21 protein-coding genes are annotated in these 25943 nt (G+C 47.2%); 11 read left to right on the forward strand and 10 right to left on the reverse strand.

Translation table 11 applies throughout. The features are described from left to right. Positions 1-40: 40 nt before the first annotated feature. The 7 genes from DYADSP32_RS16385 to DYADSP32_RS16415 form a co-directional block, all read right to left on the reverse strand. A complete protein-coding gene (locus tag DYADSP32_RS16385) occupies positions 41-640 on the reverse strand; it encodes a hypothetical protein (protein ID WP_149241732.1) in 600 nt (199 codons plus the stop codon). A 31-nt stretch (positions 641-671) separates the two neighbouring features. Then, on the reverse strand, positions 672-1763 hold the full coding sequence (locus tag DYADSP32_RS16390) for a serine hydrolase domain-containing protein (RefSeq protein WP_414617838.1): 1092 nt from the start codon (positions 1761-1763) through the stop codon (positions 672-674). Between the two features lie 4 nt (positions 1764-1767). After that, the gene (locus DYADSP32_RS16395) at positions 1768-3000 is read right to left on the reverse strand and encodes a hypothetical protein (RefSeq protein ID WP_149241730.1); all 1233 of its coding nucleotides are present in this window, start codon (positions 2998-3000) and stop codon (positions 1768-1770) included. Positions 3001-3092: 92 nt separating this feature from the next. Then, positions 3093-4640 (reverse strand): hypothetical protein, encoded by a 1548-nt coding sequence (locus DYADSP32_RS16400; protein ID WP_149241729.1) that lies wholly within the window; start codon positions 4638-4640, stop codon positions 3093-3095. A gap of 187 nt (positions 4641-4827) precedes the next feature. Then, positions 4828-5457 (reverse strand): response regulator transcription factor, encoded by a 630-nt coding sequence (locus tag DYADSP32_RS16405; protein WP_149241728.1) that lies wholly within the window; start codon positions 5455-5457, stop codon positions 4828-4830. A gap of 91 nt (positions 5458-5548) precedes the next feature. Continuing rightward, positions 5549-8569: a sensor histidine kinase gene (locus DYADSP32_RS16410; protein WP_149241727.1), complete on the reverse strand. Its 3021-nt coding sequence runs from the start codon at positions 8567-8569 to the stop codon at positions 5549-5551. 148 nt (positions 8570-8717) lie between these two features. Next, entirely contained in the window at positions 8718-9230 is a 513-nt protein-coding gene (locus tag DYADSP32_RS16415; RefSeq protein ID WP_149241726.1) for a peptide-methionine (S)-S-oxide reductase, read from the reverse strand. Positions 9231-9884: 654 nt separating this feature from the next. Between DYADSP32_RS16415 and DYADSP32_RS16420 the strand changes: the two genes are divergently transcribed. From DYADSP32_RS16420 to DYADSP32_RS16445, 6 genes are all read left to right on the forward strand, one after another. Continuing rightward, complete coding sequence (locus DYADSP32_RS16420) at positions 9885-11246, forward strand: hypothetical protein (RefSeq protein ID WP_414617839.1); 1362 nt, start codon at positions 9885-9887, stop codon at positions 11244-11246. 393 nt (positions 11247-11639) lie between these two features. Next, complete coding sequence (locus DYADSP32_RS16425) at positions 11640-12890, forward strand: dipeptidase (protein WP_149241725.1); 1251 nt, start codon at positions 11640-11642, stop codon at positions 12888-12890. Beyond that, complete coding sequence (locus DYADSP32_RS16430) at positions 12887-13852, forward strand: PDDEXK nuclease domain-containing protein (RefSeq protein WP_149241724.1); 966 nt, start codon at positions 12887-12889, stop codon at positions 13850-13852. The genes DYADSP32_RS16425 and DYADSP32_RS16430 overlap by 4 nt, the downstream gene beginning before the upstream one ends. Before the next feature lie 364 nt (positions 13853-14216). Then, the gene (locus DYADSP32_RS16435) at positions 14217-15467 is read left to right on the forward strand and encodes a membrane dipeptidase (protein ID WP_149241723.1); all 1251 of its coding nucleotides are present in this window, start codon (positions 14217-14219) and stop codon (positions 15465-15467) included. Positions 15468-16146: 679 nt separating this feature from the next. Continuing rightward, positions 16147-16485, forward strand: coding sequence for a PadR family transcriptional regulator (locus tag DYADSP32_RS16440; RefSeq protein WP_149241722.1), 339 nt, complete (start codon positions 16147-16149; stop codon positions 16483-16485). Then, positions 16482-19088 carry an ABC transporter permease gene (locus DYADSP32_RS16445; RefSeq protein WP_149241721.1) on the forward strand — a complete coding sequence of 869 codons (2607 nt, stop codon included), beginning with the start codon at positions 16482-16484 and terminating at the stop codon, positions 19086-19088. The genes DYADSP32_RS16440 and DYADSP32_RS16445 overlap by 4 nt, the downstream gene beginning before the upstream one ends. Before the next feature lie 11 nt (positions 19089-19099). Here the strand turns inward: DYADSP32_RS16445 and DYADSP32_RS16450 are convergent, their stop codons facing one another. The 3 genes from DYADSP32_RS16450 to DYADSP32_RS16460 all read right to left on the reverse strand — a co-directional run bounded on the left by DYADSP32_RS16450 (position 19100) and on the right by DYADSP32_RS16460 (position 21514). Then, positions 19100-19240 carry a hypothetical protein gene (locus DYADSP32_RS16450; RefSeq protein ID WP_414617840.1) on the reverse strand — a complete coding sequence of 47 codons (141 nt, stop codon included), beginning with the start codon at positions 19238-19240 and terminating at the stop codon, positions 19100-19102. A 199-nt stretch (positions 19241-19439) separates the two neighbouring features. After that, on the reverse strand, positions 19440-20903 hold the full coding sequence (locus DYADSP32_RS16455) for a glycosyl hydrolase family 28 protein (protein ID WP_149241720.1): 1464 nt from the start codon (positions 20901-20903) through the stop codon (positions 19440-19442). A gap of 251 nt (positions 20904-21154) precedes the next feature. Further along, positions 21155-21514 (reverse strand): winged helix-turn-helix transcriptional regulator, encoded by a 360-nt coding sequence (locus DYADSP32_RS16460; protein WP_149241719.1) that lies wholly within the window; start codon positions 21512-21514, stop codon positions 21155-21157. 128 nt (positions 21515-21642) lie between these two features. Here DYADSP32_RS16460 and DYADSP32_RS16465 point away from each other — a divergent pair, with 128 nt between their 5' ends. The 5 genes from DYADSP32_RS16465 (at position 21643) to DYADSP32_RS16485 (ending at position 25828) form a co-directional block, all read left to right on the forward strand. Continuing rightward, on the forward strand, positions 21643-22431 hold the full coding sequence (locus DYADSP32_RS16465; RefSeq protein WP_149241718.1) for an SDR family oxidoreductase: 789 nt from the start codon (positions 21643-21645) through the stop codon (positions 22429-22431). Between the two features lie 55 nt (positions 22432-22486). Continuing rightward, positions 22487-22810, forward strand: coding sequence for a nuclear transport factor 2 family protein (locus DYADSP32_RS16470; protein ID WP_149241717.1), 324 nt, complete (start codon positions 22487-22489; stop codon positions 22808-22810). Between the two features lie 87 nt (positions 22811-22897). After that, positions 22898-23827: a hypothetical protein gene (locus DYADSP32_RS16475; RefSeq protein ID WP_414617841.1), complete on the forward strand. Its 930-nt coding sequence runs from the start codon at positions 22898-22900 to the stop codon at positions 23825-23827. A 147-nt stretch (positions 23828-23974) separates the two neighbouring features. Beyond that, positions 23975-24883 (forward strand): alpha/beta fold hydrolase, encoded by a 909-nt coding sequence (locus tag DYADSP32_RS16480; protein WP_149241716.1) that lies wholly within the window; start codon positions 23975-23977, stop codon positions 24881-24883. Between the two features lie 96 nt (positions 24884-24979). Then, positions 24980-25828 (forward strand): helix-turn-helix domain-containing protein, encoded by an 849-nt coding sequence (locus tag DYADSP32_RS16485; RefSeq protein ID WP_149241715.1) that lies wholly within the window; start codon positions 24980-24982, stop codon positions 25826-25828. Positions 25829-25943: the final 115 nt, after the last annotated feature.

Consider the following 25943-nt stretch of genomic DNA (forward strand, 5'->3'; position numbering starts at 1 on the left):
AACGAAATTTCATTTCTTAGATTTTTTACCTGATTTCGATTTAAACGCTTAAGCCAATCCCCAGATTCAGACTCCGATGGAGCCGCACGCCGCCAGGATTTAATTCGGTCTGCAGTTGTGCGTGGTCATAATAACGCAGGTATATTTTCCATTTTTTATTCACATTGTACCCCGCTCCGAGCGCAACGGTTGGTGTAAGCCCGCCCACCCTGAACCTTTCGGTAAAAAAATCTCCGCCGGGGTTTTGCAGCTCCTTGTCTTCCCCGAAGGTGGTTTGCAGGTACCCAATGCCTGCCTGTGCTTCCAGGTAAGCGGCAGCAATGCGACGGCGATATCCCAAGGATGTTGCCACCATCGATCCGGTTTCCTTTCCCGACCCGTATCCCATCAGGGTCAAATTTTGAAATAATTGCCCGTGCTTTTTGTCCACATGTACATATTCCACGCTGGGCTGCAAGCCTTTTGCACCGCCAAACTGTGTTTTTATGCCGGGAAACCGGAGCGACTCCGCGTATACACCGGTGGTTTGCGTGAGGACTTCCAGGCTAACCGACCAGCGGGATAAAGCTAATGCCGCTGTCTGTGCATTGGCCCGCACCGAAAGAATGCCAGCTAAAATGGTTATGATGATCGTTTTCATCTGTCTTTTGGATCAATTATATTAAGAATAATCATGGGGTGTCTACAAACTGTTTTACCTTCTCCGCAACCTGATAGCCCGTATTGAGAATGGATTCATCGGCTGCGCTGGATAGAAATATACTGGTGGTGTTGCTTTTTGGCAGGTGCATCACCACCACTGACCAGCCTCCACTGTGCCCGGCCATCAATTCGCCGTCCTTATACCGGTATTCCCAGCCAAGGGCAAATCCGGACAACCCTTTGACCGGCGTGTACAGGCGCCTTAAATTTTCAGCGTTCAGCAACTGGTAGGTCTGGAGCGCGCAAATGAATTTGATCATGTCTTTCAGATTGCTGCACAGGCCTGCCGTCGCATAATCGGCATAAACATATCCGGGCGTTACCTTTTTGAAGCTGTTGCCGTCTGGTTCGAAAATCTGTGGCCTGAACGCCATGATCTCTGAATGATGCGTAATAAAATGGGTATCATTCATTTCCAGCGGTTTCAGAATTTCCTCCTGTACCACTTTCTCGTAAGGCTTCCCATATACCTTTTCGAGAATCACCGACAGGATGACGTAGCCAGTTTGGCCATACCTGGTCTGTAAGCCTGCCTTAAAATGCAGGGGTAGTTCTGCAGCATAGGATAGATAGTCCCCGCGGCTCATGTACTCTGTTGTTTCCATTGGCAATTCTTTGTATTTCGCATTTTCACCTACATCCGGCACGCCGTCGGTATGTGCTAAGAGCTGACCAATGGTTATATTGCGCCAAGCCTGCGGTAGCCAGTCCAGGTAATCGGAGGCTTTTGCTGTCAGATGTATTTTCTTGTCTTCGACTGCTTTCATGACCATTACACTGGTGAAGAGCTTAGCAGCAGAAGCCAGAATGAAAAGGCTGCGGTCCGAAACGGATACATTACCTCCCGGCACCTCGCTTCCCTGGAAGTAACTGGCCTCCATGCGACCAGCCTTGACCATAGCCCAGGCCACTGGCGGCTCGAATGGCAGTTTTTTGGTACGTGTACCCACCAATCCGGCAATGTGACTTTCCAGCTCACTGCTATTTACGGGTGTCGGCTCGTATTTTTCGCAGGAACAAAAAATGATGACCGCCCCTATAAAAGATGATAGCCTTTTCATTGCCTTAGGGGATAAAAAGTTTGGACTTAAAGCGCCCATTTGCGGAAGCTTCGGGTCTGAATTGAGTACCCACGCCCACATTGGTCACGGTGAAACTGCCTTCCGCAATACCATTGCTCAACTTTGTGACGTTGACGGCTCCACCGCTCGGCGTAAGTGGCATATTGGGGCCGGGTATGTAACAACTGTTGTATCCTGTTCCGGGTGGTAAAAAATGGAACCGGGTTCCATCGGCCGCCAGGTCGTAGCCGTGACTGCCCACTTCACCTTTCCAGGTAAGAAGAAAATGACCTCCACCTTCATCTTCAGGATTGGCCAGAATATATCGGGAGCCCATTTTCACAACAGGTGATGCAGGAAAGCGCACCGGGGCTCCTCCGTTAATACTCAGTTCAATCCAGCCATCTCCCAGAATCGTCATGGTTGACACCAGTAAAAAAGTTCCTGAAACCGGTGCCTTCAGCTCCATGGTTACTGTTGCCGTGGTTGTTCCGTTCACCGATACCGGCGCCTTGTACTCCACGGTCTGTTGGGTCGACTTAGTGAGATCACCCGGCCCGTTCAATTCCCAGGATTTGATGAACCGGGAGGGCAATGGAGCCGGAGTCCCCACCGGATAGCCCGGCTCATTGTACGGACCTCCTGGGTTATTTACCAATGGAATAAACAAGTTGTCCCAGTCGGCCTCGGTAAAGATCATCGCCTTGATGGTTCGCTTCTGTCCGGTTTCCAGTTCTGCACTGTAAGGCGAGAGAGATATCCGGTTCATCAATGACCAGTCGCTGAAATGTGTGGTTTTAAAACTGACCGTTTTGGACTGATTATCAAAGCTGTCGGCACCAACAAACTTCCATACACCGTCTGCCATCTGGTAAGCCATACCCAGCGTTTGCAGCAGGCCAACGCTATCTGCATAGCTGGCCCAGGAGTACGTGATGGTCACCGGCTTGGCAAACACCTTACCGTGTGGTGTGAGCCTGAATGCCGCGCCAATGCCCGCAATGTTGGTATTCGAAACCGGTTCAATACCCACAGCAGTGTTGGCTTCCAGAGCTCCCGGCGGAACATGAACGCTAATCCTTCCGTCTGCAGATTGCAGCGCCCCCCCTTCCTGCCCGATGGTTTTGGTAACGGCGGCGCCCGCAGGCACGCCCACGGGACGCACCAGCGGGGTAATGGTTAACATCTCATCAGGCTGATCTGCGTCACCCCGTTCACAGGCAAGCTGGACAAACATAACAAACAAAGGAAGAAGGCAATAGCAGATTTTTTTTATTTGATCATTCATGGCTATTATAGAAAAGTATTATTTAATTGAGGTTAGTATTTTTAGTAGACAAATACGGTGCGGATCATGTAGGAATCCAGCCTGGTTTGCGTGGAGCGGTATTTGGTCAATAGCTCTTTTGGATAGCCGTGCTCTTCGCAGGTGTATTTGAAATCGTAGGCTTCATGCAGTGGTCGTCCGCCACTATACTGTTTTCGGGGAAAAACCATGTTGTGCCTGGTGTACTGGTTAAATAGCAGATCAGGAATTTTGAGGTGCACATAAGGATTGATGCTGGAATCAAAATCATTGAAACTTTCCTCGCGGCCTCCGTTATGACTCACATAAACTTCGTGGATCGCTCTCCCCGCGGACATGGTTTTGGCATAGTAGTCGGTATACTTCCCGTTTTCGAGCTGGTACTGGGCGTCGATGCGGTAGGCCTGTTCGGTTCCTGAATACGTATCCAGAGGAAAGTATCCCGCTGTGACTGAGATTCTGTCAGCACCTTTGGTTTCTTCCAGAGCCACTACACGACCTTTATTGTCGTAGCGGGCAGTAAGCTTTTTGTGCAGCTGATTACTTTCGTCATACGATTCGATAGTAGAAATGTTGCCACTGGTGTAGTGGAAGATATCCTTTTGCATCAGGTAAGTGGATTGATCAGCCTTTTTTCCCCATACCCTCCGTTGCATTATTTCTCCATTCACAAAGTACTCATAGTCCGTCTTCGTTTGGGGTGTGGTCGTCCCGCCGACAATCTTTGCTTCGGTAACAGATTTCAATTTCCTGGCCGCCACAGAAGCTCCAAGATCGTACACATCATGCTCTTTTACTTCCGATTGCAGCAAATCACGCTCCGCGTAGGCCCCCCATTTGGAGACGGAGAGATGGAACCTTACTGCTTTGGCCGACAAATAAATCTCCTGAGGGCCCGCTGCGAGATAATGGATCTTATAGTCCATCTCACCCTTCGCATCCCAGCTTTTTACAATTAGTTGTACCGGGATGTATTCGTACACTAAGTCCCCTACTTTGATATGTGGCCGGATAATTACGCGCTTATCCATTGCTGGCTCGTCACTGCCGGGTTTTTTTCCAAAAGTTCCGGCAGGATATCCGAAACTTTGCGGGGTATCCGTGCTACCCACGGCAAGTACTTCCAGCCTAACCTCTTTATCCGCCTTCTCTTCCAGAACCAGAGAAACACTGAGCGGCTTGGCGATTTGGCCAGCCTTGGATGATCCAGCTATCGGCGTGGCAAACTGTGTTGCTCCTGAGTCATCATTGATAATCAATCGCTGTATCTTGTAAGCGCCCTTCGGTAGCTTTACTACAGGTGTGCTGCATTGGTTTTCAAAAAGGACCGGAACTGTCAGTTTTATCTGCATTTCCGGTGTTTTTGGATTTTCAACTGTAACGCAAGCGGTGAGGCTCTTCGATGCATTCCATTGCCCACTCAGATTATCAAAAACAAGCTTAAAATTTCTCTGAATGGTGGTATCTGAAGGATCTGAGATACTGATATCAGGATCAATCTGGCCCCTTTTGCAGGAAAAAACAGAAAAAAGTAATTGAAGAGCAATTCCTAAGGTGATCAAGTTTTTCATGGCTAATTAATAAATGTAATGCTAACTTTTTTTAATGGATATTAACTTCTGGGCATAGCAATGCCCGGACGGGAAACCGCCTAAAATTGGACTATACAAGATTTACACAATTAACGCAGACCTTTCGCGTATCTGCTGATCTTTAAAATTTTAACGTATTACAGTATACGCATTTCATACTTGCTGGCTAAACGATCCGGTTTTTTAAGGCCTTGGCCACGGCCTCACTCTTCGAATTAACCTGAAGTTTTTCATAAATATTCCGGATATGCGTTCGGACCGTATCAATGGATATATTTAAGTCACCCCCAACCATCTTATAGCTGTTGCCATCCACGAGCGATTTCAGCACGGCTTTTTCTTTTTCGGTAAGGCCATAGCTTTCGTCGCCAGGAGACATCCCGGCAAACATCTGAAGTACCTGTGTGGCAATGGAGGAATTCATGGGTGCTCCACCCTGGTAAACGTCCTTAATGGCACTGATGATGGCCGACGGATTACTCTTCTTAAGCACATAACCATTGGCTCCCAGCCGGATTGCGTCATAAATATTCCGGTTGTCATCAAATACGGTCAGCATGATAATCTTAACCGTCTGGTTTTTCTTCCGGATCATCCGTACCCCATCTATTCCGCTGGCGCCAGGCATATCAATGTCCATCAATACCACGTCCGGTTTCAAAAGGCTCACGTCCGCAGCGGCAGATTCACAATTCCCAAACTTTCCCACCATGACAAATTCGTCGGTACCGTCGAGCAGCAGGCCCATCGTTTCCCGGAATTGCTCCACATCATCGTAAAGAATTACTCGTATCATCACTTTTTGTTATGTTTCTATTTCGCTTCCGGCATCGAAGCGATTTGACATTGCAAAGATCATAGCCGCTGCATTCGAAAACAACGCATATTCATGCGATAGGCATCAATAATTGAATGGTGGTACCCTTGCCTGGTTCAGAAACGACCGACAATTTCCCGTTTACATTCCCTGCACGCATCTGCATGTTTTTCAAACCGTTTCCTCTAACGGCACTTCCAGGTTCAGGAATTTTGAAACCCAGGCCATCATCGCCGATCGTTAACATCAGTTCAGAACCTTTTTTTTGCAACTTTACCACCACCATACTGCAACCGGCATATTTCACGATGTTATTCAGCGCCTCTTTGAAAATCAGGAAAATCTCCCGTCGGGATTCCATTGAAAGGTGTAATTCCAGCACCAGTGGATCTGTTTCAAAGCGGTAGTCGATTTGTTTAGGTTCCAAAATCGCACCGGCTGTTTCTTTCATCCTCGCCACGATTTTGGCGATGCTGTCATTTACCGGATTGATACTCCACACGATATCATCCATGGCTTCCATCATCTGATGGGTACTCTGGCTGATCGTATTCAGGTATTGCCTGCTTTTGTCCACATCCAGGGACTTCTGCTGTAGCGCAATGTTGCTGAGAATATTTATCGTGCTCAGGGTAGAACCCATGTCGTCGTGCAGATCGCGGGCAAGCCGGTTCCGAACCTTTTCTATATGCAATAGTTTCTGAAGTCTCAGCCGGTGCAGATAAAACAATAAGGCACCTGTGACCAAGGCAACCAAAAGGAAGAACCAGATCGTCTTCCAGAACGGTGGCTTTATACGTATGTCCAGGCCAGTAACTGCCGGAGAATAGTTGCCCTGCTCATTTTTGGCCCTTACGGTAAATCGGTAATGCCCATCCGGCAGAAAGTTGTAGCTCACCTGCCCCCCTGCCGGCAGTGCAACCCAGCCCGTGTCAAGTCCCTGCATCTTGTACTCATAGCTGATCCGCTCCCGATGCACAAAGCTGATCGCCGCAAAATCGATCCTGAAACTGTTGTGCATATATGGCAATGTGATGGTTCCTGGCAGCAGCAGGGAATCGACCGAAAGATACCGGTTGTTCAACTGGAAGCCGGTGATCGTCACCTTGGGGGGAATTTGTGCTGTTTTGTACTCGTCCGGATCAAAAATAACCAGGTGCTGGTTTCCTCCGAATGCGAGCCTGCCGTTTCTGAGCGCGACACTTCGTTCAGGAACATAGCTATTATTGTGAATGGTGACCAGTCCGTCTTGTTGGGCGTATTTTGTCAGTATCCTGGACGACGGGTTGAGTTTATATATTCCCGAAGCACCTCCGACCCAGATATTCTGATTCCCGTCTTTCTGAAGAGCGAACTGGGTCCCCGACAATCGGCCGGTATACACGTTGTCAAAACTAACTTTATACGTCCTGAGGTTGACTGTACCCATGCGCTCGCCGGCAAGGAATACGTCCGTATCGTTAAACTGGACTAAATCCCTCACACCGGCAATATGGCTGGACCCCGCTTTTTGGATATCTATGGCCCGCAGGAGTTTTTCTTTTTGCGCATCGACAATGAATAAACCTTTTCCGCTCACGGCCACCCACATCTGATCGCCAGGCAAAAACACCATCCGATTTACCGGTCCACCGAATGCGAACAACTTCTGAAGAGAAATGTCTGAGAAGGGCATCGAAGGATCGTACGCCCATATATCTCCATTTTCCAGCCCGATCCACAACCTACCCTTTTGATCTTTTGTGATTTGCCTGACAGGGCTGTTCCGGAATACTTTTGGAGCGACGAGTGTGGCTTTTTTGCTCACTACATCGTACCGGGCGATCCGCCCCCGATCACAACCTGCCCAAACATTTCCCTGGTTATCTTCGCAGAGCGACAATATGCGTTGCAATGCATCCCCCAACCTGTTAAACGCCTCTACTGGTGTCACCTGTGCACCATTCATTTCATTATTCAGCAGAAAAGCGCCCCTGCCCCAGGTTCCGATCCACAGCCTGTTTTGCCGGTCGGTCAGCAAACTGCTGATCGAAGCCCGGTGTTTTTCCTGGCTAAAAAGGATATGTGTGTATTTGTTTCTATTGCCGACCGTATAATACAAGCCATTGTCTGTCGCCACCCATAATATACCCTCTTTATCCTCAAAAATGCCGGCAATGGAGTTGAAACGAATGCCGTACGGATTATTCATCGGAGACCGGAGATCCTCAAATAATCTTCCATGATGGCCCCGGAAGTAGTTGAGTCCGTAAGCAACGGTAATCGAATCCTCGTAGCTCCCAAAACCATACACTTCAAAAAAATCATCCCTGCCTGGGTTATTCATCCCGAGGGGATCATTGGTAAATTTTTGTTTTTTTCTGTCAAAACAGAAAAACCGGGTTTTCGATTGCCCGGCCGCCACCATCCAGTACCGGGCTTTAGAGTCAATATACAGCCTGCTGATCACCGCCGGCAGCTGTCGGTTACCGAACATGGGATCGGAAAACTTCCGCTGTGACCGCGAATAATAGTTTTTTGTTTTCTTATCCCAATAACCAAAATCATTTTTTGATAAAACCCAATACCTGTCCATGCGTGGATCAGGCACTATGTCGGTCACACGGAGCGAATCGGGCAAGGAAAAAGGATTATTACTCCGCGAAAAACCGTCTTTCGCAGCATCATAATACTGGCAATTTTTACCTGTATGAATCAGGAAAGCCCTGCCTGCATCATCCTTTCGCAGCCAGATCTTAAATGGTCCATATACTTCCCGGCTCCCTTCATAAGCCACATAGCGCACCGAAAAGTTATTGATGTTCAAGATCCCCAGCCTACTTCCCGACCTTACCCATACCCTTCCGGATCCGTCTTCCAGCATCTGATCGACCCGATCTTCCAGCACGGTGCGCATGCTGATTCCGTCAAAACGCTGCAAACCACTTTGCGTACCGATCCACAAATAACCCGTTTCATCCTGCCACACGCAAAGAACATTATTGGAAAGCAAGCCCTCTCCAATAGACAAACGGTTAAAAATATAGTTTTGCCCGTAGCCATATCGACTTACCAACAGAAAGATAACGATGAAGAGCGCTCTGAAGATCATGCCGTAAAGTTAACAGAAATCAGAAACAAGCTTATCGCATGTATATGCGGGGTGGTGGAGTGGGGGCCTAGGCAGAAACAATCAACGAAGGCTATCTCTCCATTCCTAATGCAACTGAAACATAAAGTAAAAAAAGAGCTTTACGGCGCTAGTCGGGCAATAGAGCCATTTTACGATCAAGAGAATCCGAGAACCGGCTAAAAAGAATCCGCAGCTTCGGGTCTATAAAGGTTTTGCAAAACGGCTTCTGAGGATTGCTGTAATAGTAATCCAGATACTCCTCTTTGTTTAACCTGAAATTGCCGAACGGTAACACTTGTGTGATGATCGCTTTGGAAAAATCTTTTTGAAAAGATAAAATAGCCGATGCGGCGACTTTTGCCTGTTTTTCCCCGAAAGTATAGACAGCTGAACGATATTTGGACCGCTTTGCATGAACTGATGTGCTGCTATGTGTATGCAAATGAATCTCAATAAGGGTTTCAAGCGAAATAACGTCCGGATGGAATTGAACAATCACCGCCTCGCAGAAATCTCCCAGCCCGGACTCAACGCTTATCCATCCCTGTTTGACCCCGATAACGCCTTTGAGTGAACGAAAGATCGCCTCCGTACACCAATGGCAACTTCCTCCAAAACCTATTTCTTTCACTAATTCCATATTTCAGCCAGCCTTCCATTCAGACAGAATACTTTAAGAATATCTCAGCTATTCACTTAATGATTTTTACGATCGACTGGTTCCGGAAACCATTAAAAGGCGAAGCTTTCCAAGCGGGAAAAGACCTCGCTTTGATCTCAAAATCCCCTTAAACGCGGTGATCGTCATGAAAAATGAATGTCCCTCGCTATTGCAGCCAATTAAAACGGCTTGGACCTCGCCTTATTTACGCGTTAGCCGCCTGGTAAGAAAGGAAACTATTATATTGTGTAGATTTACAGATAAGCCTCTAGCGGGCCATAGGAGTGGGTAATAAACCTGTGTTCTATTAGTAGCATAATCCAAGCACTGTATATCGGCCTTATGCAAATTAGAAAATTTGGCTATTCAGTGCCGTTAAAAACAAAAAACTGTTTGACGACGATAGGAGGAGTTTTTTTTGTTTAGGCAATGGATGGCTAAATTTTCGTTAAGATTTGCATACAGCCTTGACTTTTTTTGTTACTTTTTTGCGTCAAGGCAAAAAAGTAAAGTGCTAGTTGGAGCAATAAACTAGCTTAGCTAACCAATTCAATGGTACCCACTTTAAATCCTATAGAACGATAATTACTGGTAAATCGGCATTATTCATTCCTAAATCACTGCAACGTTAACATGATGGAAAAGAAACAAATCGAAATTGCGGACTCATCAACGGGTTCACTTCAAACCGTGGAATCAAGCGCACTCTTGACCCGACGTGATATGATCGGTGTAACCGGGTTGGCTGGTCTGGCGGCTTTGACGGGATTCGCCGCCGGACCTCTGCCGTCAACTGCACAAGCACGGCCTCGCATTGCCTGCCTCGTGACCTACTGGGCTGCCCCGAATTCACATGCAGACTGGATCCTGACCAAATTATTGGATGGTTACTGGTGGCAGGGCGCCCACACTGCTTCCCGGGTGGATATTGTTTCCGTTTACATTCATCAGTTGGATACCAGTCAACTGGGCCAGAAAATATGCAAATCGAAAAACATTCCGATCTATAAAACAGTAGGTGAAGCCGTGACGCTCGGAGGTAAAGAACTTGCGGTAGATGGTGTTGTCATCGTCGGGGAACATGGGGACTACCCTACCAACCTCAAAGGGCAGTGGCTCCTGCCGCGCTGGTGGATCTACGAAAAAGTGATCCGTGTGTTTGAGCAAAGCAAGCGCTCCGTGCCGGTTTTTAACGACAAACACCTTTCTTACAACTGGGACGAAGCCAAGTGGATGTTTGACAAATCCCGTGAGCTGAATTTCCCTCTGACCGGAGGTTCCTCCATTCCCGTCTACTTCCGCAAACCGGAGATTGAACTTGATATCGATACACCCATCAAGAACTCGGTGGTAATCGGCGGTGCTTCGGATGAGGGTGCCATTTTCCATTGTATAGATGTATTGCAGGCATTTGTAGAACGACGTAAGGGGGGTGAAACGGGCGTCAGGTCGGTGCAGTCCATACGGGGCCCTGAAACCTGGAAGTGGACCGAACAAAATCCCTGGGCTGGTAAGCTGCTTGAATCCGTACGGAAAAGTTTTGGTCTGAAACCGGGACATTTTCAGGAAATCGGAAAACCCAATGTCTGTATCGTGGAGTACAATGATGGTACAAAAGCGGCGGTATATGCCGGCCAAGGTGTGGGCTGGACCTACACCGGCGAAATAGAAGGGCGAAACGACCCAACGGTCATCTCCATGCTCGACTGGCCAGGCCCCTTTTCCCAATACCACGCCTCCAACTCCCAGCCGCACTGGATAACCGAAACGATGGTGACCAAAAAAGAGCCGTTCAATGCGGAGCGGTTGCTTCTGTCTTCCGGGATTACGGCATATTACATGGACTCAAACTGGGAAAACGGGAAATACTCCCCTATCGGACGCCGGATTGAAACTCCGTTTATGAACATAAAATACAATTCTACACGTGGAGCGCAATTCAGCAAAGGAGAGCGCCCGCCGAATGTTCCGTATATCCGGGGGTTTGATAAATGATTTTGAATGAGTGAATAAAAGACCGAAATCAAAAAGAACTGGATCGTCTTAATGAGGGAGAATTGGAGGACAACAAAAAGCAATAGTCGATGACGTCAAGCTGAACGGTCCGCCGCGCGGTAAGTATTTTGCGCTCAACAAGGTCTGAAAATGACCTATTATTGGTCAGTCTGAGCGGACGGGGCCGCCCGTGCGGTAGAAATGCAAATAGCACATCGCCCGGAGTTCGACTCCGCTCACTCTGACAGCACTTTAAGCGTTGTAGCGACGGCGGGCCGATCATATTGTTTTTTACTTAGTAAATTCCCCCTAAGCGCGACATCATAAATATTTGATTTCTAAAATATTAGACGAGTACACCAATGGTAGTAAAAACGAATGAACTGTAACCCAATGAATCGCAGAGACATCATAAAAAGCCTGACACTCCTTCCGGTCGCCGGAAATGTTTTTTCAAAACAGTCCTTTCAACCGATTCCTAATCCTCAAACCAAGCCGATGCCCGACCTGCACCGCGAGGCGTTTGTAATGGATGGGCATACGCATGTCATGAGCCGTGAGTTGGTGCTGAAAACCGATATTGGCCAGCGTTACCCGGATGGAACGGTTGATCTACCAAGGGCCAGGGAAGGCGGATTGGACGCGATGTTCTTCTCCATTTATACGCCTGAAAATTATTATCCCGGAAGGTTCGAGATCAAGAACACTTTTCGTGTGGTAAACCTTGCGTTGGACCAGATCAAAAAGAATAATTCGATGATCGAACTGGCCCTGACAGCCTCGGACATTGAACGCATTAATAAAAAAGGCAAAATGGCGGCTTTCCTCGATCTGGAAGGTGGTTATGACCTGTATGGCGACCTGGACCTGTTGCGCGCGCTTTACAAGCTCGGCCTACGCTCGATGCAGCTGACAGCCCACAGTACCACCAACGCATTTATCGATGCCTGCAACGACGTGTACACCTGGGGCGGCATTAACGAGCATGGAAAAGCGGTGATCAAAGAAATGAACGATCTTGGCATGGTCATCAATGTGGCACACGCATCCAACGACGCCATTATTCAGTCAGCCGCCGCCAGCCGGCACCCGGTGATCTATAGTCACGGCGGTTTTCACAAAATCGTTGATCATCCACGCTGCATTACCGATGAAGCTGCCAAAGCAATCGCTTCAAAGGGTGGGGTGATCGGCGTGCATTTCGGCAGCCTTTTCAACAATCCGAAATATTGGGCGTGGCAAAAACCAAACAATCCGATCAGGGTGCAGGCTAATCCCCAGCCTAAAACGCCCCGGATCTTTACCGCACAGGTTACCACACAAACCATTGAAGATGTAGACAAGGAGTTTGCTCGTGAGCTTCCGTTTACTTTCAACGGAACCATCCCGGACGAGTACTGGATGCATGTAGATCAATTGGCCAAAGTGATCGATTATGGCGTAAAATTAGTGGGCGAGGACCACATTGCGCTGGGTTCCGATCTGGACGGCGGCCCAGAGCTGCCACGCGAAATTAAAGACATCAGCGATTATCCACAGATCACCATGGCCATGCAAAGGCTGGGTTACACCGATCAGCGAATCAAAAAGATCCTTGGTTTAAACTGGCTCCGTGTGATCAGGCAGGTGACTGAGGGCAAATGAGGGGGGAGACAAATATCAAAATCAGCTCGATTACGCTTTTGTACTGGAGTATTGGTAAACGAATCAATCAGGAAGTTCTTAATTTTAACAGGGCGGAATATGGGAAGCAGGTAGTGGCCACCCTTTCAGCACAACTCACCGATGCATATGGTAAAGGTTGGAGTGAAAAGCAATTACTTCATTGTATCCGTATTGCAGAGATTTTTCCTGATAAACCAATTGTCTACACACTGTGTAGACAATTGAGTTGGTCCCACCTGCGTCTGCTTATGTATATGGATGACGCATTTAAACGCGAGTTTTATATTCAGATGTGTAAAATTGAGCATTGGAGCTTCAGAACATTTCGGGAAAGAGTACAATCTATGCTTTACGAAAGGACTGCTATCAGCAAAAAACCGGAAGTTACAATCCAAAATGATTTAGAATCGCTAAAAACGGAGGACAAAGTAAGTCCCGACCTGGTTTTTAGAGACCCTTATTTTCTTGATTTTCTAGGTCTTGCCGATACTTATTCCGAGAAGGACCTGGAAACAAGTATCATTGTAGAGTTGCAACGCTTCATTGCGGAAATGGGAAGTGATTTTGCATTTCTGGCAAGACAAAAAAGAATCACGATTGACAACCGGGATTATTACATCGATCTGCTTTTTTATCATCGAAGACTAAAATGCCTGATTGCCATTGACTTGAAAATCGGTGAATTCGAGGCGGGTTTTAAAGGACAGATGGAACTGTATCTTCGCTATCTGGCAAAGTATGAGCAGGTTGAAGGAGAAAATACTCCAATAGGTCTAATCCTTTGCACCGGTAAAAATGAAGAACATGTGGAGCTGTTACAACTCGATAAAAGTAATATCAGAATTGCCGAATACCTAACCGGCCTGCCTCCACAAAAGCTTCTTCGCGAAAAGCTACACAAGGCGGTTGAGATTGCACAACAACGACTAAGTCAGCGGTAGTAAGAGGAAATTGCCGATCTGGTTCGGGTGATTCCTTGCCTTCGCCTGTGTCTCACAGGACGGTAGCACGAAGCCATGGTCTTACACCTGCGAGATTAAGTGTTTGGAGTTAGATAACCTTTGTAATTGTCTCATTCCCAATGACTAAATTGGCACAAATCTATATCTGCGGATAATAAGCAGGGTGCGTGCGGAAAGTCGATAGGGATGAGCGATGCTTATGGACTGGGACTAATGGTCGTTTCTAGCATAGTACAAAAGTCCGGTGAAGACACCGGCCATGGGCCAAAGCAGGGATTGTCGGCACAGACCGCGGAACAGACAAGTATATAAATGGTAGTAAAAACGAATGAACTGTAACCCAATGAATCGTAGAGACATCATAAAATCCCTATCCCTTTTGCCGGTAGCCGGCAGTATTTTTCCAAAACAATCCTTTCTATCGATTTCGACCCCTCACAATAAGCCGATGCCCGACCTGCACCGCGAGGCATTTGTAATGGATGGGCATACCCATGTCATGAGCCGTGAGTTGGTGCTGAAAACCGATATTGGCCAGCGTTACCCGGATGGAACGGTTGATCTACCAAGAGCCAGGGAAGGCGGATTGGACGCGATGTTCTTCTCGGTTTATACGCCTGAAAATTATTATCCCGGAAGGTTCGAGATCAAGAACACTTTTCGTGTGGTAAACCTTGCATTGGATCAGATCAAAAAGAATAATTCGATGATCGAACTGGCCCTGACAGCCTCGGACATTGATCGCATTAATAAAAAAGGCAAAATGGCGGCTTTCCTCGATCTGGAAGGTGGTTATGACCTGTATGGCGACCTGGACCTGTTGCGTGCGCTTTACAGGCTTGGCCTACGCTCGATGCAGCTGACAGCCCACAGTACCACCAACGCTTTCATCGACGCATGTAACGACGTGTATACCTGGGGCGGCATTAATGATCATGGAAAAGCGGTGATCAAAGAAATGAACGATCTTGGCATGGTCATCAATGTGGCACACGCATCCAACGACGCCATTATTCAGTCAGCCGCCGCCAGCCGTCATCCGGTCATCTATAGTCACGGCGGTTTTCACAAAATCGTTGATCATCCGCGCTGCATTACCGATGAAGCTGCCAAAGCAATCGCTGCAAAGGGTGGTGTGATCGGCGTGCATTTCGGCAGCCTCTTCAACAATCCGAAATATTGGGCGTGGCAAAAACCAAACAATCCGATCAGGGTGCAGCCCAGTCCCCAGCCCAAAATACCACGGATCTTTACTGCACAGGTTACCACACAAACCATTGAAGATGTAGACAAGGAGTTTGCGCGCGAGCTTCCGTTTACTTTCAACGGAACCATCCCGGACGAGTACTGGATGCATGTAGATCAATTGGCCAAAGTGATCGATTATGGCGTAAAATTAGTGGGCGAGGACCACATTGCGCTGGGTTCTGATCTGGACGGCGGCCCCGAGCTGCCACGCGAAATTAAAGACATCAGCGATTATCCGCAGATCACCATAGCACTGCAAAAACTGGGTTACACCAATCTGCGAATCAAAAAGATCCTTGGCTTGAATTGGCTCCGAGTGATCAGGAAGGTGACTGAGGGGAAATGAGGGGGGAGGCAAATATCAAAATCAGCTCTCGTAACTTCAGCTGATTTTTTTACAGATTTTTAATGTCAGTTGAGATGTCATTTGGTAACGTGTCTTTAAGGTCAGGAAAGTGACCTGACATTAAAATTGTTGATTTTTAATGTTAGGTGGGTTGAATTTTTGTCGGGAACATTTGTCTCTTACCTTGGCCTGTGTCTCACAGGACGGTAGCACGAAGCCATTGTCTTACACCTAACGAGATTGTGTATTTGGAGTTAGATAACCTTTATAATTGTCTCATTCCCAATGACCGTATTTCTGAAAATCGACATCGACTTTTATAAAAATGAGAGTAAGTGCTGAAATTGGTGAGGGATGCCCGTTGCTCGTGGACTGGGATTAATGTTTATTCCATGGTACAAAAGTCCGGTGAAGACACCGTCCATGGGATGAATTTAGGTTTGCGAACACAGAACACAGAGTAGACGAATTAAACCTGTTCATCAATCCCACAGTGCTGGGAAGCGGACTGAGAATATTTCCAGATAGGCACTGCTGTTCAATACCGGACACTTCCGTTCCATTGCGGACATTAAACCCTTCCTAAAATACTTCCAAATAACCATTAAAAGCCATTTTTCGCCTGTTCGAAAATCTGGCATGCATTTGTACTATAAAATACAAACTAATCATTTTTTAAATGCGCAGGACGTATTTGGGGGAATTTGAAGAACTGGTTCTGCTCATGATCGCGATCCTTGATGGCCAGGCATATGGCGTCACGGTATCGCAGGAAATTGAGCAGCATACGGGCAGGGTGGTAACCTTCGGCGCGGTTCACAATACCCTGATCCGCCTCGAAGAGAAGGGTTTTGTCACCTCGGAGCTCGGTGGTGCTACGGCAGAACGCGGTGGCAGGCGAAAACGCCTTTTTAAAGTTACAGCCCTGGGAAAGAGCGCGCTGACGGATATCCGGCAACTGCGTAACAATCTTTGGAAACTAATGCCCGATGCCACGTTAAACCTGAGCGGCATATGAACCAACCTCAACCGCCCCGGTGGGCAAAAACATTGCTTCGCTGGCTGCACCCTGAAAATACCATCGAAGAAGTGGAAGGAGATCTGGACGAGCTGTATGCTGATTCTTATCTACGTATAGGAAAAAGACCTGCTCTTCTGCGCTATCTGCTGAATGTTGTTACCGTCCTCCCACCTTTCGTACGTCGGCGTCAAAGCAGCTCAAGATATGAACAACCATTTTCTCTTAGCCCTGATATGTTAAAAAACTATTTCAAAATCGCCTGGCGGAACATTGTCCGTCAAAAAGCTTATTCCATATTGAACATTGCCGGTTTATCCATCGGCATGGCGTGCAGTATTTTAATTCTGTTGTGGGTACAGAACGAGCTGAGTTACGACCGCTTCCATGCCCGTGCCAATCAAATTTTTCGTCTGACCTGTAACGCTGGCGACTTCAAAGCGGCCGTCAGCTCGGCCGGTATGGTCAGAGGATTGCAGTCGCAGCTACCTCAGATAAAAAGCGGGGTAAGGTTGAGCAAGCCCAGTGCCATGCTTTTCGAAGTAGGCGAAAAAAAGGTGGAAGAAAAACGCGTCTTCTATGCCGATTCCAATTTTCTTAAAGTTTTCTCCTTTCCCCTGCTGGCAGGAAATGCGGCTACGGCACTCAACGATCCGGGAGCAATTCTGATCACAGAAGAAACAGCCGAAAAATATTTTGGCACGCGTGATGCCGTGGGCAAGACCATCCGGATCAATAACAACGAAAACTTTACCATTTCGGGAATTCTGGCCAATACACCTTCCAATTCTCATTTGCAGTTCGATGCGATCATTCCTATGAAAACCATGGCCAAATGGAACTGGGACCTACGAAACGACACATGGGGTAATTTCAACTTTTATACCTATCTCGAACTCGACGAAAAGACTGCCGCATCTGCACCAGCGCAACAGAGACTGACGCAACAAACAGCCAAAATTTTCAAGGATCACGGTGAAAAGATCAAACTAGACTTCCAGCTGCAACCATTGACGGACATCCATCTGCATTCCAATCTACAGATCGATCTTCCCGGACACGGTAACATGCAGTATGTCAATATTTTCTTTGTGGTCGCTATCTTCATTCTGGTTGTGGCCTGTATCAATTTCATGAATCTTGCCACCGCTCGATCCGAGCGGCGGGCCAAGGAAGTAGGGCTACGCAAAGTGGTGGGCGCTAATCGTTACCAGCTTGTGTTCCAGTTCCTGGGCGAATCGCTTATCTTTTCATTCCTCTCACTCGTGATCGCGGTCGGTATCGTATATATGTTGCTGCCAGTCTTCAAAATGCTGACCGAGAAAACCCTTGCCATTCATTTGCTTGATGGAAAGCTTGTGATGGGCCTGATTGGCATTGCAGTATTGACGGGCCTGCTTTCCGGCAGCTATCCCGCATTGTTCCTGTCGGGGTTCGCACCTGTAAAAGTACTGAAAGGCAAGCTGAGGGTCAGTGGTGGAAACCTGCTTTTCCGGAATGCACTGGTGGTTACGCAGTTTGTGGTCGCCATTGTGCTGCTCGTAGGCACTGCGGTGGTTTACAAACAGCTGGACTTTATCAAAAAGCGGAACCTGGGTTTTGACAAATCCAACCTGCTTTACCTGCCCATGACGGGCGAGCTGGGTGGAAAACGACAGGCCTTGAAAGCGTCACTGGCGCAAAATCCGCTGACCGAAAATTTCACCGTCATTTCCGACCTGCCTACAAAGCTCGAATCCGGCACCATTGATATTGTCTGGGACGGACAAACGACCCGCAACCAAGTCGTCTTCCCGTCTATGGATGTAGATGAAAATTTCGTTAAAGTGTTCAAATCGAAAGTACTGGCAGGCCGCGGTTTCGACAAAGCGTTTTCGGGCGACAGTTCCAGCTATATCATCAATGAAAAAGCCATGCAGATCATGGGTATGAACGTCGGTAATGCGGTGGGGAAAAGCCTGACTGTTTACGATACCAAGGGTACGATCATTGGCGTTGTGAAAAATTTTCACTTCAAATCATTGCAATATGCGATGGAGCCGCTGATCCTGCGTCTCAACAGATGGGGCGGCGTGGTGATGGTGCGTACCACGGCGGGCAATGCCGAGCAGACTATCAAAGCACTGGAAAAGATCAATCATCAGCTGAACCCGGCCTTTCCCTTCACATTTGGTTTTCTGGATAAGGACCTGGATAATCTGTACCGAAGCGAGCAGCAAATGGGAAGTATTTTCAATCTGTTTGCCGGACTTGCCATTTTCATTTCCTGTCTGGGTTTGTACGGACTATCCGCCTTCATGGCCGAGCAGCGTACCAAAGAAATAGGCGTGCGCAAAGTACTTGGCGCGACCGTCGCCGGGGTTGTGGGTTTGCTTTCGCAGGATTTCCTGAAGCTGATATCGATTGCCATCGTCATCGCCTCACCGATTGCATGGTTTGCCATGAATAGATGGCTACAGGGATTTGCCTACCAAACGAACCTCGAATGGTGGGTCATCGCCCTGGCCGGATTAGTGGCAACCGCCATCGCACTGTTCACGATTAGTTTTCAGAGTATTAAGGCTGCGTTGATGAATCCGGTGAAGAGTTTGCGGAGTGAATAGGATCAGCAAATTCAAATAGGTTTGTCTACAAAGAAGGTAAAAGCGAATCCGGCCTCGTCTTCTTTTAGAACAAATCCACATTCCCGGTCAATCTGTGCACCGGCAGCCATAGTCATGGTGTTTTCGCCAAGCGCAATTTTTGTGTTGCTCATTGGGCCGTTTGTAATCCTGCAAAAGCGAACGAAGCAGCTGATGCGCAGTGGCTGGCTGAATAGATTTCGTAAACCTTGAATCAAATTCATGTATAAAAATAGCAAGATAATCGGAATTATTCCGATTATCTTGCTCAAAAATAACATATATGGTCTGCTTTAACCATATAGAATTTCTTATGTCATTTTGGGTGATAAGCTATTTCTTCTCCACACCCGTCGATTTGTGACTAAATATCCAGTCTCTCTTATCAGGTTTTGTAATTTTTACTTTGCTAAACGCAGCCCCGTGTACATCATCCAGCACAACGGCTGCTCGGTAATCTTTCTTTTCACAAGACAGCGTCAATCCTTCCACCTTAATATTTTTGGCGTGACGGATGTATAAACCCCAGGCTGGCAACTCATCGAACATAGAAAACTCCGGGTAAAACTCCGGTTTTTCCGGGACTTTATCCAGCTGGTCGAGCGCTACTCCGGCGAACATTTTATTTCCTCCGCCCGGATAACGTATTTCTATATTTTTCAAAGTAACGTTTTCGATGCGTGCATCCGGCATCCCGGTGATACCAGCGGGCGAGATGTTCCGGGGCATATCTTCCGTTGGGCCTTCATATTCGTAACCGGCATCGGGCTTGGTTGCAGGCACCTCTACATACATGTTGGCAATATGGATGTTTTCCATCCGACCTTTCTTTCCTTTGACGCGTTCGCCGATGCGCAGAAAGATCGCGTTTCCTGTGTTGTATGCCTGCACGCTGTCGACCCACACATTTTCTACAAATCCGCCGTCCACAGCAGCAAGTGTCACGGCAGATCGGTAGGTATCGTAGATTTTTATATTTGATATTTTCACATTGCTGAAACCTCCGTAAGAAGCAGTACCGAATTTGATTCCGTTGGCACTGGACCGTATGGTGCAATTCTTGATTACAATATTCTTGCAGACTTTACTCGCGTCATGCGATTTAAGGCAAATTCCATCGTCGTCCGAATCAATGAAGGAATTCGTGACAGTAACGCCGTCGCAGTCGACGATATCGATGCCGTCATTGTTCCAGTAGGCCTTGCTGTCGACTTTGATACGATCAATTTCTACCGTCTTACACTGATCATAGATCTGAACCCAGCTCGACGAATTCTGCATGGTAATATCTTTCACCTGCACATTTTCACAGTTCCGGAAATAGACAAGTACAGGCCTGCTTTCAGCCTCCGGACGGTCAAAACGAAACCCGTCCTTAATCAGCCCCTTGTGAATCATGTCGATGATATTACGGGCTATGTATCGTCCGCGGCCGTCGATAATTCCCTCTCCAGTAATGGCGATATTCTGCTGGTCATGTGCAAAAATCAATGATGTCCAGACCTTGCGGTCATAGTCCCACGGATTGAGGGAGCCAACGAGCACAGCCCCTTCTTCCAGATGCAGCGTCACGTTGGACTTGAGATGAATAGAGCCCGTGACGTATCGCCCGACAAAGAAAACAAGCCTTCCTCCGCCATTCTGATGTATGTGATCAATGGCAAACTGAATAGACCGCGTATTGAGTGTAACGCCGTCGTTATATATGCCAAACAGTGATGCGCGGTAATCTTTTCCCTGAACCGAAAGGGTGCATGCACAAAATAAAAGCGCGTAGAGGTATTTTTTAAGTAGCATTTTAGTGTTGAATTGGATTGGACTAACAGGGTACTGTAAGACCTAAAAGCTACTTTCCCGATGCTTTTACCTGTCGAAGTTCAACTTGGACAGTATCTAATGCTCTGTTTTAGATCAGGACCAGGCACTGTGAGAACCTCTCATTTTCCAGTTTGTAAAAAACAAACAGAATTCCCGCCTTTTATTTCAAGAAAGAACATTTGTCAATCTTAAAATATAAACGCACCTGGAAAGCGGCAGAATAGGCTTAGCTACGACTGAATGTTCCTCATGATGAGCTTTCGCAAGCGCTCGTCATGGGCATCGCCCCACTGCCCCATCGCGTCAATGACGGGTATCAATGATTTCCCGAAATCGGTTAGATAATATTCAACTTTGGGCGGAACAACCGGGTAAATCACCTTTCCAACAAGCTTGTGATTTTCCAGTTCCTTCAACTGCACATTCAGCACGCGTCGCGATGCGCCCGGAATTCTTCTCTGCAGTTCGCTGGGACGTCGAAACCCTTCGTTGATAAACCACAAAAGCCGCATCTTCCATTTGCCGTATAGCACTTCGCCGATCAGGTCGAGCCCGCAGTTCAGGTCGGGCAATGTCTTTCTTTCGTACATGATGCAAATATAAACATATGCGTGCAGCGGTTCAATACGGATAAATTTATCCCTATCTGATTCGTAAGTCCGTACTTGTCAGCGGGGAGCATACGGCCGAAATTTGTCCTGAACAAATCAGCATTGACATGGACTTTAATTTTGAAAACGAACTGAAAAATAAAATAGCACTGGTAACCGGAGGCAGTAAGGGAGCCGGCAAGGCCATCGCCGATCGCCTTTTAAAAGCAGGTGCAACGGTGATCATTACGGCCAGAAACAAGCCGGAAGATGACAAAGAAGACACCCATTTTATCGCGGCAGATTTGAGTAAGCCAGACGGAACTCAGAAAGTTGTCGACGAGGTACTTGAAAAATTTGGTCGGCTGGATATCCTGATCAACAATATGGGCGGCTCCGAAACGCCGGGCGGCGGCTTTGCAGTACTTTCCGATGAGGACTGGGAATTGTCTTTTCAGACCAATCTGCTCGCACCTGTGCGACTGGACCGGGGCTTTTTACCTGGCATGATCAGGCGCGGCGAAGGCGTGATCATACACATAGCGTCCATTCAGGCGAAGTTGCCTTTGTACGATTCGACACTCCCTTATGCGGCGGCAAAAGCGGCCCTGGTCAATTACAGCAAAAGCCTTTCCAATGAAGTTGCGCCAAAGGGCGTTCGCGTACTGACCGTATCGCCAGGCTGGATCATGACCACGGCATCGGCCAGAATGATGGAGCGTATCGCCGAGAGCTCGGGCGTTACCGCTGAACAGGCCGCAAAAGGCGTCATGGACGCGTTGGGCGGCATTCCATTCGGTAGACCCGCCTGGCCAGAGGAAGTTGCCGAGCTGGTTGGCTTCCTGGTTTCACCCAGGGCAGGTTACCTCACCGGTACGGAGTATGTGATCGACGGCGGTACAATTCCTGCGATTTAGGCCAATTTCATTAAGCATAAAAACCATTTTATAATCAATAAAACGATTCGTAATCATGAAACTTCCAGAAAACATAGAGGGCTTTATTAAAGCACAAAACGACTTGAACAGCACAGCATTTGCTAATTACTTTACCGAACAAGCAACCGTTTCCGATGAAGGTTCGTCCTATTCAGGTAGGGCGGAAATTAAGGAGTGGATACAAGAGGCGACAGAAAAGTATAATATGCAGCTGACACCATTGGATTTTAGTCAAACCGGCTCAAAAGGAAAGCTCACCGTGGAAGTGACCGGCACATTTCCGGGTAGTCCGGCGGTGATGAATTATCACCTCGAGCTGGATGGTTCTTCCATCCGTTCGTTGAAGATTACAGGTTAGAAGGTAATTGTTGAAATTTGCAGGAATGCTCAATATGCTTCTGAGCATTCCTGCAAAAGATTTTATTGCTCAATATTGAACAAATTTATGATCAGAGAATTGCCGTTGAAATGGGTAACGTTGGGTCTGGTAATGCTGCTTTTTTCAGTAATTACTTTTGCGCAAAAGTCGGGTTCTTCCCTCGAAAAAAATCCTTCCCAACGAATACAAATCGCCCCTGAAAGTGTTTTTGAAAGTTTTCGTGAGGCTGGTATGAAACCGGTTGACCATAAACTGACACCAGCTGAAAAAGTGAAGGTAAACAACGCTTTTGCACTTTTTCCGGCTCTGCATCAGCGGATTTTGAAACAGCATTTACAAAGCATAAGCTTCATGGATAACATGCCGAACACGGCGTTGACTTCACCGGTTGATACCGGCGGCACTACGAAAATGTTTAACATCACCTTCCGGGCTGGCCTGCTCGACGAGAATATTTCTCAATGGGCAACCTGGAAAGAAAATACTTGTTTCACGCCTGCCGCGGATTCCAGTTACAAAGTGCGTGTAGAAGGCGGCAGCATGGACGCCATTATTTATGTGTTGATGCACGAGGCCACGCACATTGTCGACATCGTGACGGAAATTACCCCGCATCCCGCCAAAAGAGATACCATTGTTGAACCGACGCCCTATACAAAAAATATCTGGCGCAAAATGAATATGCCCGATGAACCATACATTGACTCGTTGCTGGAACAAACCCGTTTTCGAAGCGGGAAGCCGGTGCCGGTCAGCCTGGCACCAGAAGTTTACGCACGACTCGCTAAGACGCCATTCCCTTCGTTATACGCCATGGCGGCGTGGTCTGAGGATATCGCGGAGCTTGCTACCATTTATCACCTTACAACCAAATTAAGCCAGCCGTTTTATATTGTCGTTACCAAAAACAATGTCGAGCTGGCGCGGTTTGAGCCTGTGAAAAATGCGCTGGTCAGGCAGCGATTGAATCAACTAGCCACTTTTTACAAGCCGTAATTTCCCCTTTCGGGAAAAATGTACAAGGTGCATTGCCTTTTATCCATTCTTCGGCGTGGTGTAATCTGCCACCTTTGTAATGTCAAAACACAAAGACAATCAGCTAACGGTTAGCTGATTAACTTAAAACTTTATATTAACAATCAGATGAAAAAAATTGCTTTAACCATCGCCTTCCTGTTCACTTTTATCCAAGGTCAATTCCTTTTTGCACAAACACGCAAGCCCGCATCCCTGGGAAGAGAAGAATACATTGAAGTGGAAAAAAATGTAAAACTCCATGTAATTGACCTCGGTGAGGGGCAGCCGGTGGTGCTCATTCACGGATGGCCGCTGAACAACGAGATGTACGAATATCAGTACCAGTATCTGGTTGAAAAAGGTTTCAGGGTTATAGGAATTTCGCTCCGCGGATTTGGCAAATCCGACAGGCCCTATGGGAAATATGATTTCGACACATTCTCCGACGATATCAAGGTCGTTTTGGAAAAACTGAGAATTGAGAATGCCACGCTCGGAGGCTTTTCACTGGGAAGCGCTGTGACAATCCACTTTGTGACGAAATATAAAGGAGCGCATATCGGCAAGCTAGCCTTATTCGGTGCAACCGGCGCGTCATGGAAACAACGTGAAGGTTATCCTTACGGCAGCATCACCGACCAGGCTGCAGCGGATCTGATCAAGCAGACCAAAACCAACCGGGAGCAATTGGTGGCAGGTTTCGGAAAAGCCTTTGAGGGGCAGGAAGGCAGCCTTTCGCCGGAATCGATGAAATGGTTGGAAAGCATCAACCTGAATGCATCTCCCTACGCTACCACACAGGCAATCACCGCATTACTCAACCTGGATCTGCGTCCTGAACTCTCAAAAATCAAAATGCCTGTCGCGATATTTCATGGTGTAAACGACAAGTTATGTTCTTTCGCTGGTGCAGAACAGCTGCAAAAAGCCATCAAAGGTTCGTACATCGTGAAATTTGAGAAAGGCGGACACGGGCTTTTTGTGGAAGAAATGGATAAATTTAACTCCGAACTTGAAAAGTTTGCCAGAAACTAAAATACATGATTAGACCTGTGAAGCAAGTAAGCGCTTCACAGGTTTTTTATCCTTTTTGAAATAAAAAAATCCTGCCAATCACGCGCACCAACAGCCATGAGTACAATCGTTTTCAACAATAATTCAAAGACCTTGGGATTGCTGCGTGTAAGTCAGGAGCAGACAAATGCGATCAACGGTCCTGACTATAAAAAATACATCAAAATACTCTATTTGCCAGCTGGCTACAAGCTCAGGGTCGATTTTGCTTGTTATGACACGCAGCAGCCGACACTTTTTTTTATCAGCCCCAATCAATATTTAGAACTGGAAACTGCGGGCGAAGAAAGCGGCTATTTCATTTTTTACAACCGCGATTTTTATTGTATTCAAATCCATGATCAGGAAGTGGCCTGCGATGGGCTGCTTTTCAACAACATCCGCAACATGCCCAAAGTAGAGGTTTCGGAAGACGAAATCCCTTTTCTGAAACATCTGTTTGCTGAAATGACACAGGAGTTTCAAATTGATGACAGTTCGTTGGAAGAAATGGTCCGGACTTACCTCAAACAATTGCTGATTCGGGCCACACGTTCCTGGAAAAGACAGCATCTGAATTCCCTCGTGACCGAACAGCAAAACGATCTTGAGTTTTTTCGGAAGTTTACCAGGCTCGTGGAAGAGCACTATAAAACCAAACACACAGTAGCCGATTACGCAGATTCCCTTTGTATGGCGCCCAAAACGATTACACACAAATTCAACCGCCTTCGGCTTCCACAGCCGAATGAGGTGATTAAGAACCGTATTATTTTAGAAGCAAAACGGTTGCTGGCCCATACATCACTCACTGCAAAGGAAATTGCCTACCACCTCGGCTACAACGACCCCGCCTATTTCAGTAGATTATTTATGACCAAAACAGGGGAATCGCCGTCAGGTTTCCGCACTAAATTCCTGAGTTAACTCTAATATTTCTTATGGAGGCCAGCAATTCCCCTCATAGCTATGAGCCGACACAATTGGCGTAAAATCGCCTGATTTTCATCGTTTTTTTTGTAAAAGTTTCTCTAAACTTGTG

Source organism: Dyadobacter sp. 32 (genome assembly GCF_902506755.1).
Classification (GTDB): domain Bacteria; phylum Bacteroidota; class Bacteroidia; order Cytophagales; family Spirosomataceae; genus Dyadobacter.

Bases quoted from the DNA above. Each gene is read 5' to 3' on its own strand.
- DYADSP32_RS16455 (WP_149241720.1), bottom strand. From the start codon at position 20,903: ATGCTACTTAAAAAATACCTCTACGCGCTTTTATTTTGTGCATGCACC.
- DYADSP32_RS16390 (WP_414617838.1), bottom strand. From the start codon at position 1,763: ATGAAAAGGCTATCATCTTTTATAGGGGCGGTCATCATTTTTTGTTCC.
- DYADSP32_RS16485 (WP_149241715.1), top strand. From the start codon at position 24,980: ATGAGTACAATCGTTTTCAACAATAATTCAAAGACCTTGGGATTGCTG.
- DYADSP32_RS16465 (WP_149241718.1), top strand. From the start codon at position 21,643: ATGGACTTTAATTTTGAAAACGAACTGAAAAATAAAATAGCACTGGTA.
- DYADSP32_RS16470 (WP_149241717.1), top strand. From the start codon at position 22,487: ATGAAACTTCCAGAAAACATAGAGGGCTTTATTAAAGCACAAAACGAC.
- DYADSP32_RS16430 (WP_149241724.1), top strand. From the start codon at position 12,887: ATGAGGGGGGAGACAAATATCAAAATCAGCTCGATTACGCTTTTGTAC.
- DYADSP32_RS16425 (WP_149241725.1), top strand. From the start codon at position 11,640: ATGAATCGCAGAGACATCATAAAAAGCCTGACACTCCTTCCGGTCGCC.
- DYADSP32_RS16420 (WP_414617839.1), top strand. From the start codon at position 9,885: ATGATGGAAAAGAAACAAATCGAAATTGCGGACTCATCAACGGGTTCA.
- DYADSP32_RS16400 (WP_149241729.1), bottom strand. From the start codon at position 4,640: ATGAAAAACTTGATCACCTTAGGAATTGCTCTTCAATTACTTTTTTCT.
- DYADSP32_RS16435 (WP_149241723.1), top strand. From the start codon at position 14,217: ATGAATCGTAGAGACATCATAAAATCCCTATCCCTTTTGCCGGTAGCC.
- DYADSP32_RS16405 (WP_149241728.1), bottom strand. From the start codon at position 5,457: ATGATACGAGTAATTCTTTACGATGATGTGGAGCAATTCCGGGAAACG.
- DYADSP32_RS16445 (WP_149241721.1), top strand. From the start codon at position 16,482: ATGAACCAACCTCAACCGCCCCGGTGGGCAAAAACATTGCTTCGCTGG.
- DYADSP32_RS16410 (WP_149241727.1), bottom strand. From the start codon at position 8,569: ATGATCTTCAGAGCGCTCTTCATCGTTATCTTTCTGTTGGTAAGTCGA.
- DYADSP32_RS16460 (WP_149241719.1), bottom strand. From the start codon at position 21,514: ATGTACGAAAGAAAGACATTGCCCGACCTGAACTGCGGGCTCGACCTG.
- DYADSP32_RS16395 (WP_149241730.1), bottom strand. From the start codon at position 3,000: ATGTTTGTCCAGCTTGCCTGTGAACGGGGTGACGCAGATCAGCCTGAT.
- DYADSP32_RS16415 (WP_149241726.1), bottom strand. From the start codon at position 9,230: ATGGAATTAGTGAAAGAAATAGGTTTTGGAGGAAGTTGCCATTGGTGT.
- DYADSP32_RS16480 (WP_149241716.1), top strand. From the start codon at position 23,975: ATGAAAAAAATTGCTTTAACCATCGCCTTCCTGTTCACTTTTATCCAA.
- DYADSP32_RS16385 (WP_149241732.1), bottom strand. From the start codon at position 640: ATGAAAACGATCATCATAACCATTTTAGCTGGCATTCTTTCGGTGCGG.
- DYADSP32_RS16440 (WP_149241722.1), top strand. From the start codon at position 16,147: ATGCGCAGGACGTATTTGGGGGAATTTGAAGAACTGGTTCTGCTCATG.
- DYADSP32_RS16475 (WP_414617841.1), top strand. From the start codon at position 22,898: ATGATCAGAGAATTGCCGTTGAAATGGGTAACGTTGGGTCTGGTAATG.
- DYADSP32_RS16450 (WP_414617840.1), bottom strand. From the start codon at position 19,240: ATGAGCAACACAAAAATTGCGCTTGGCGAAAACACCATGACTATGGCT.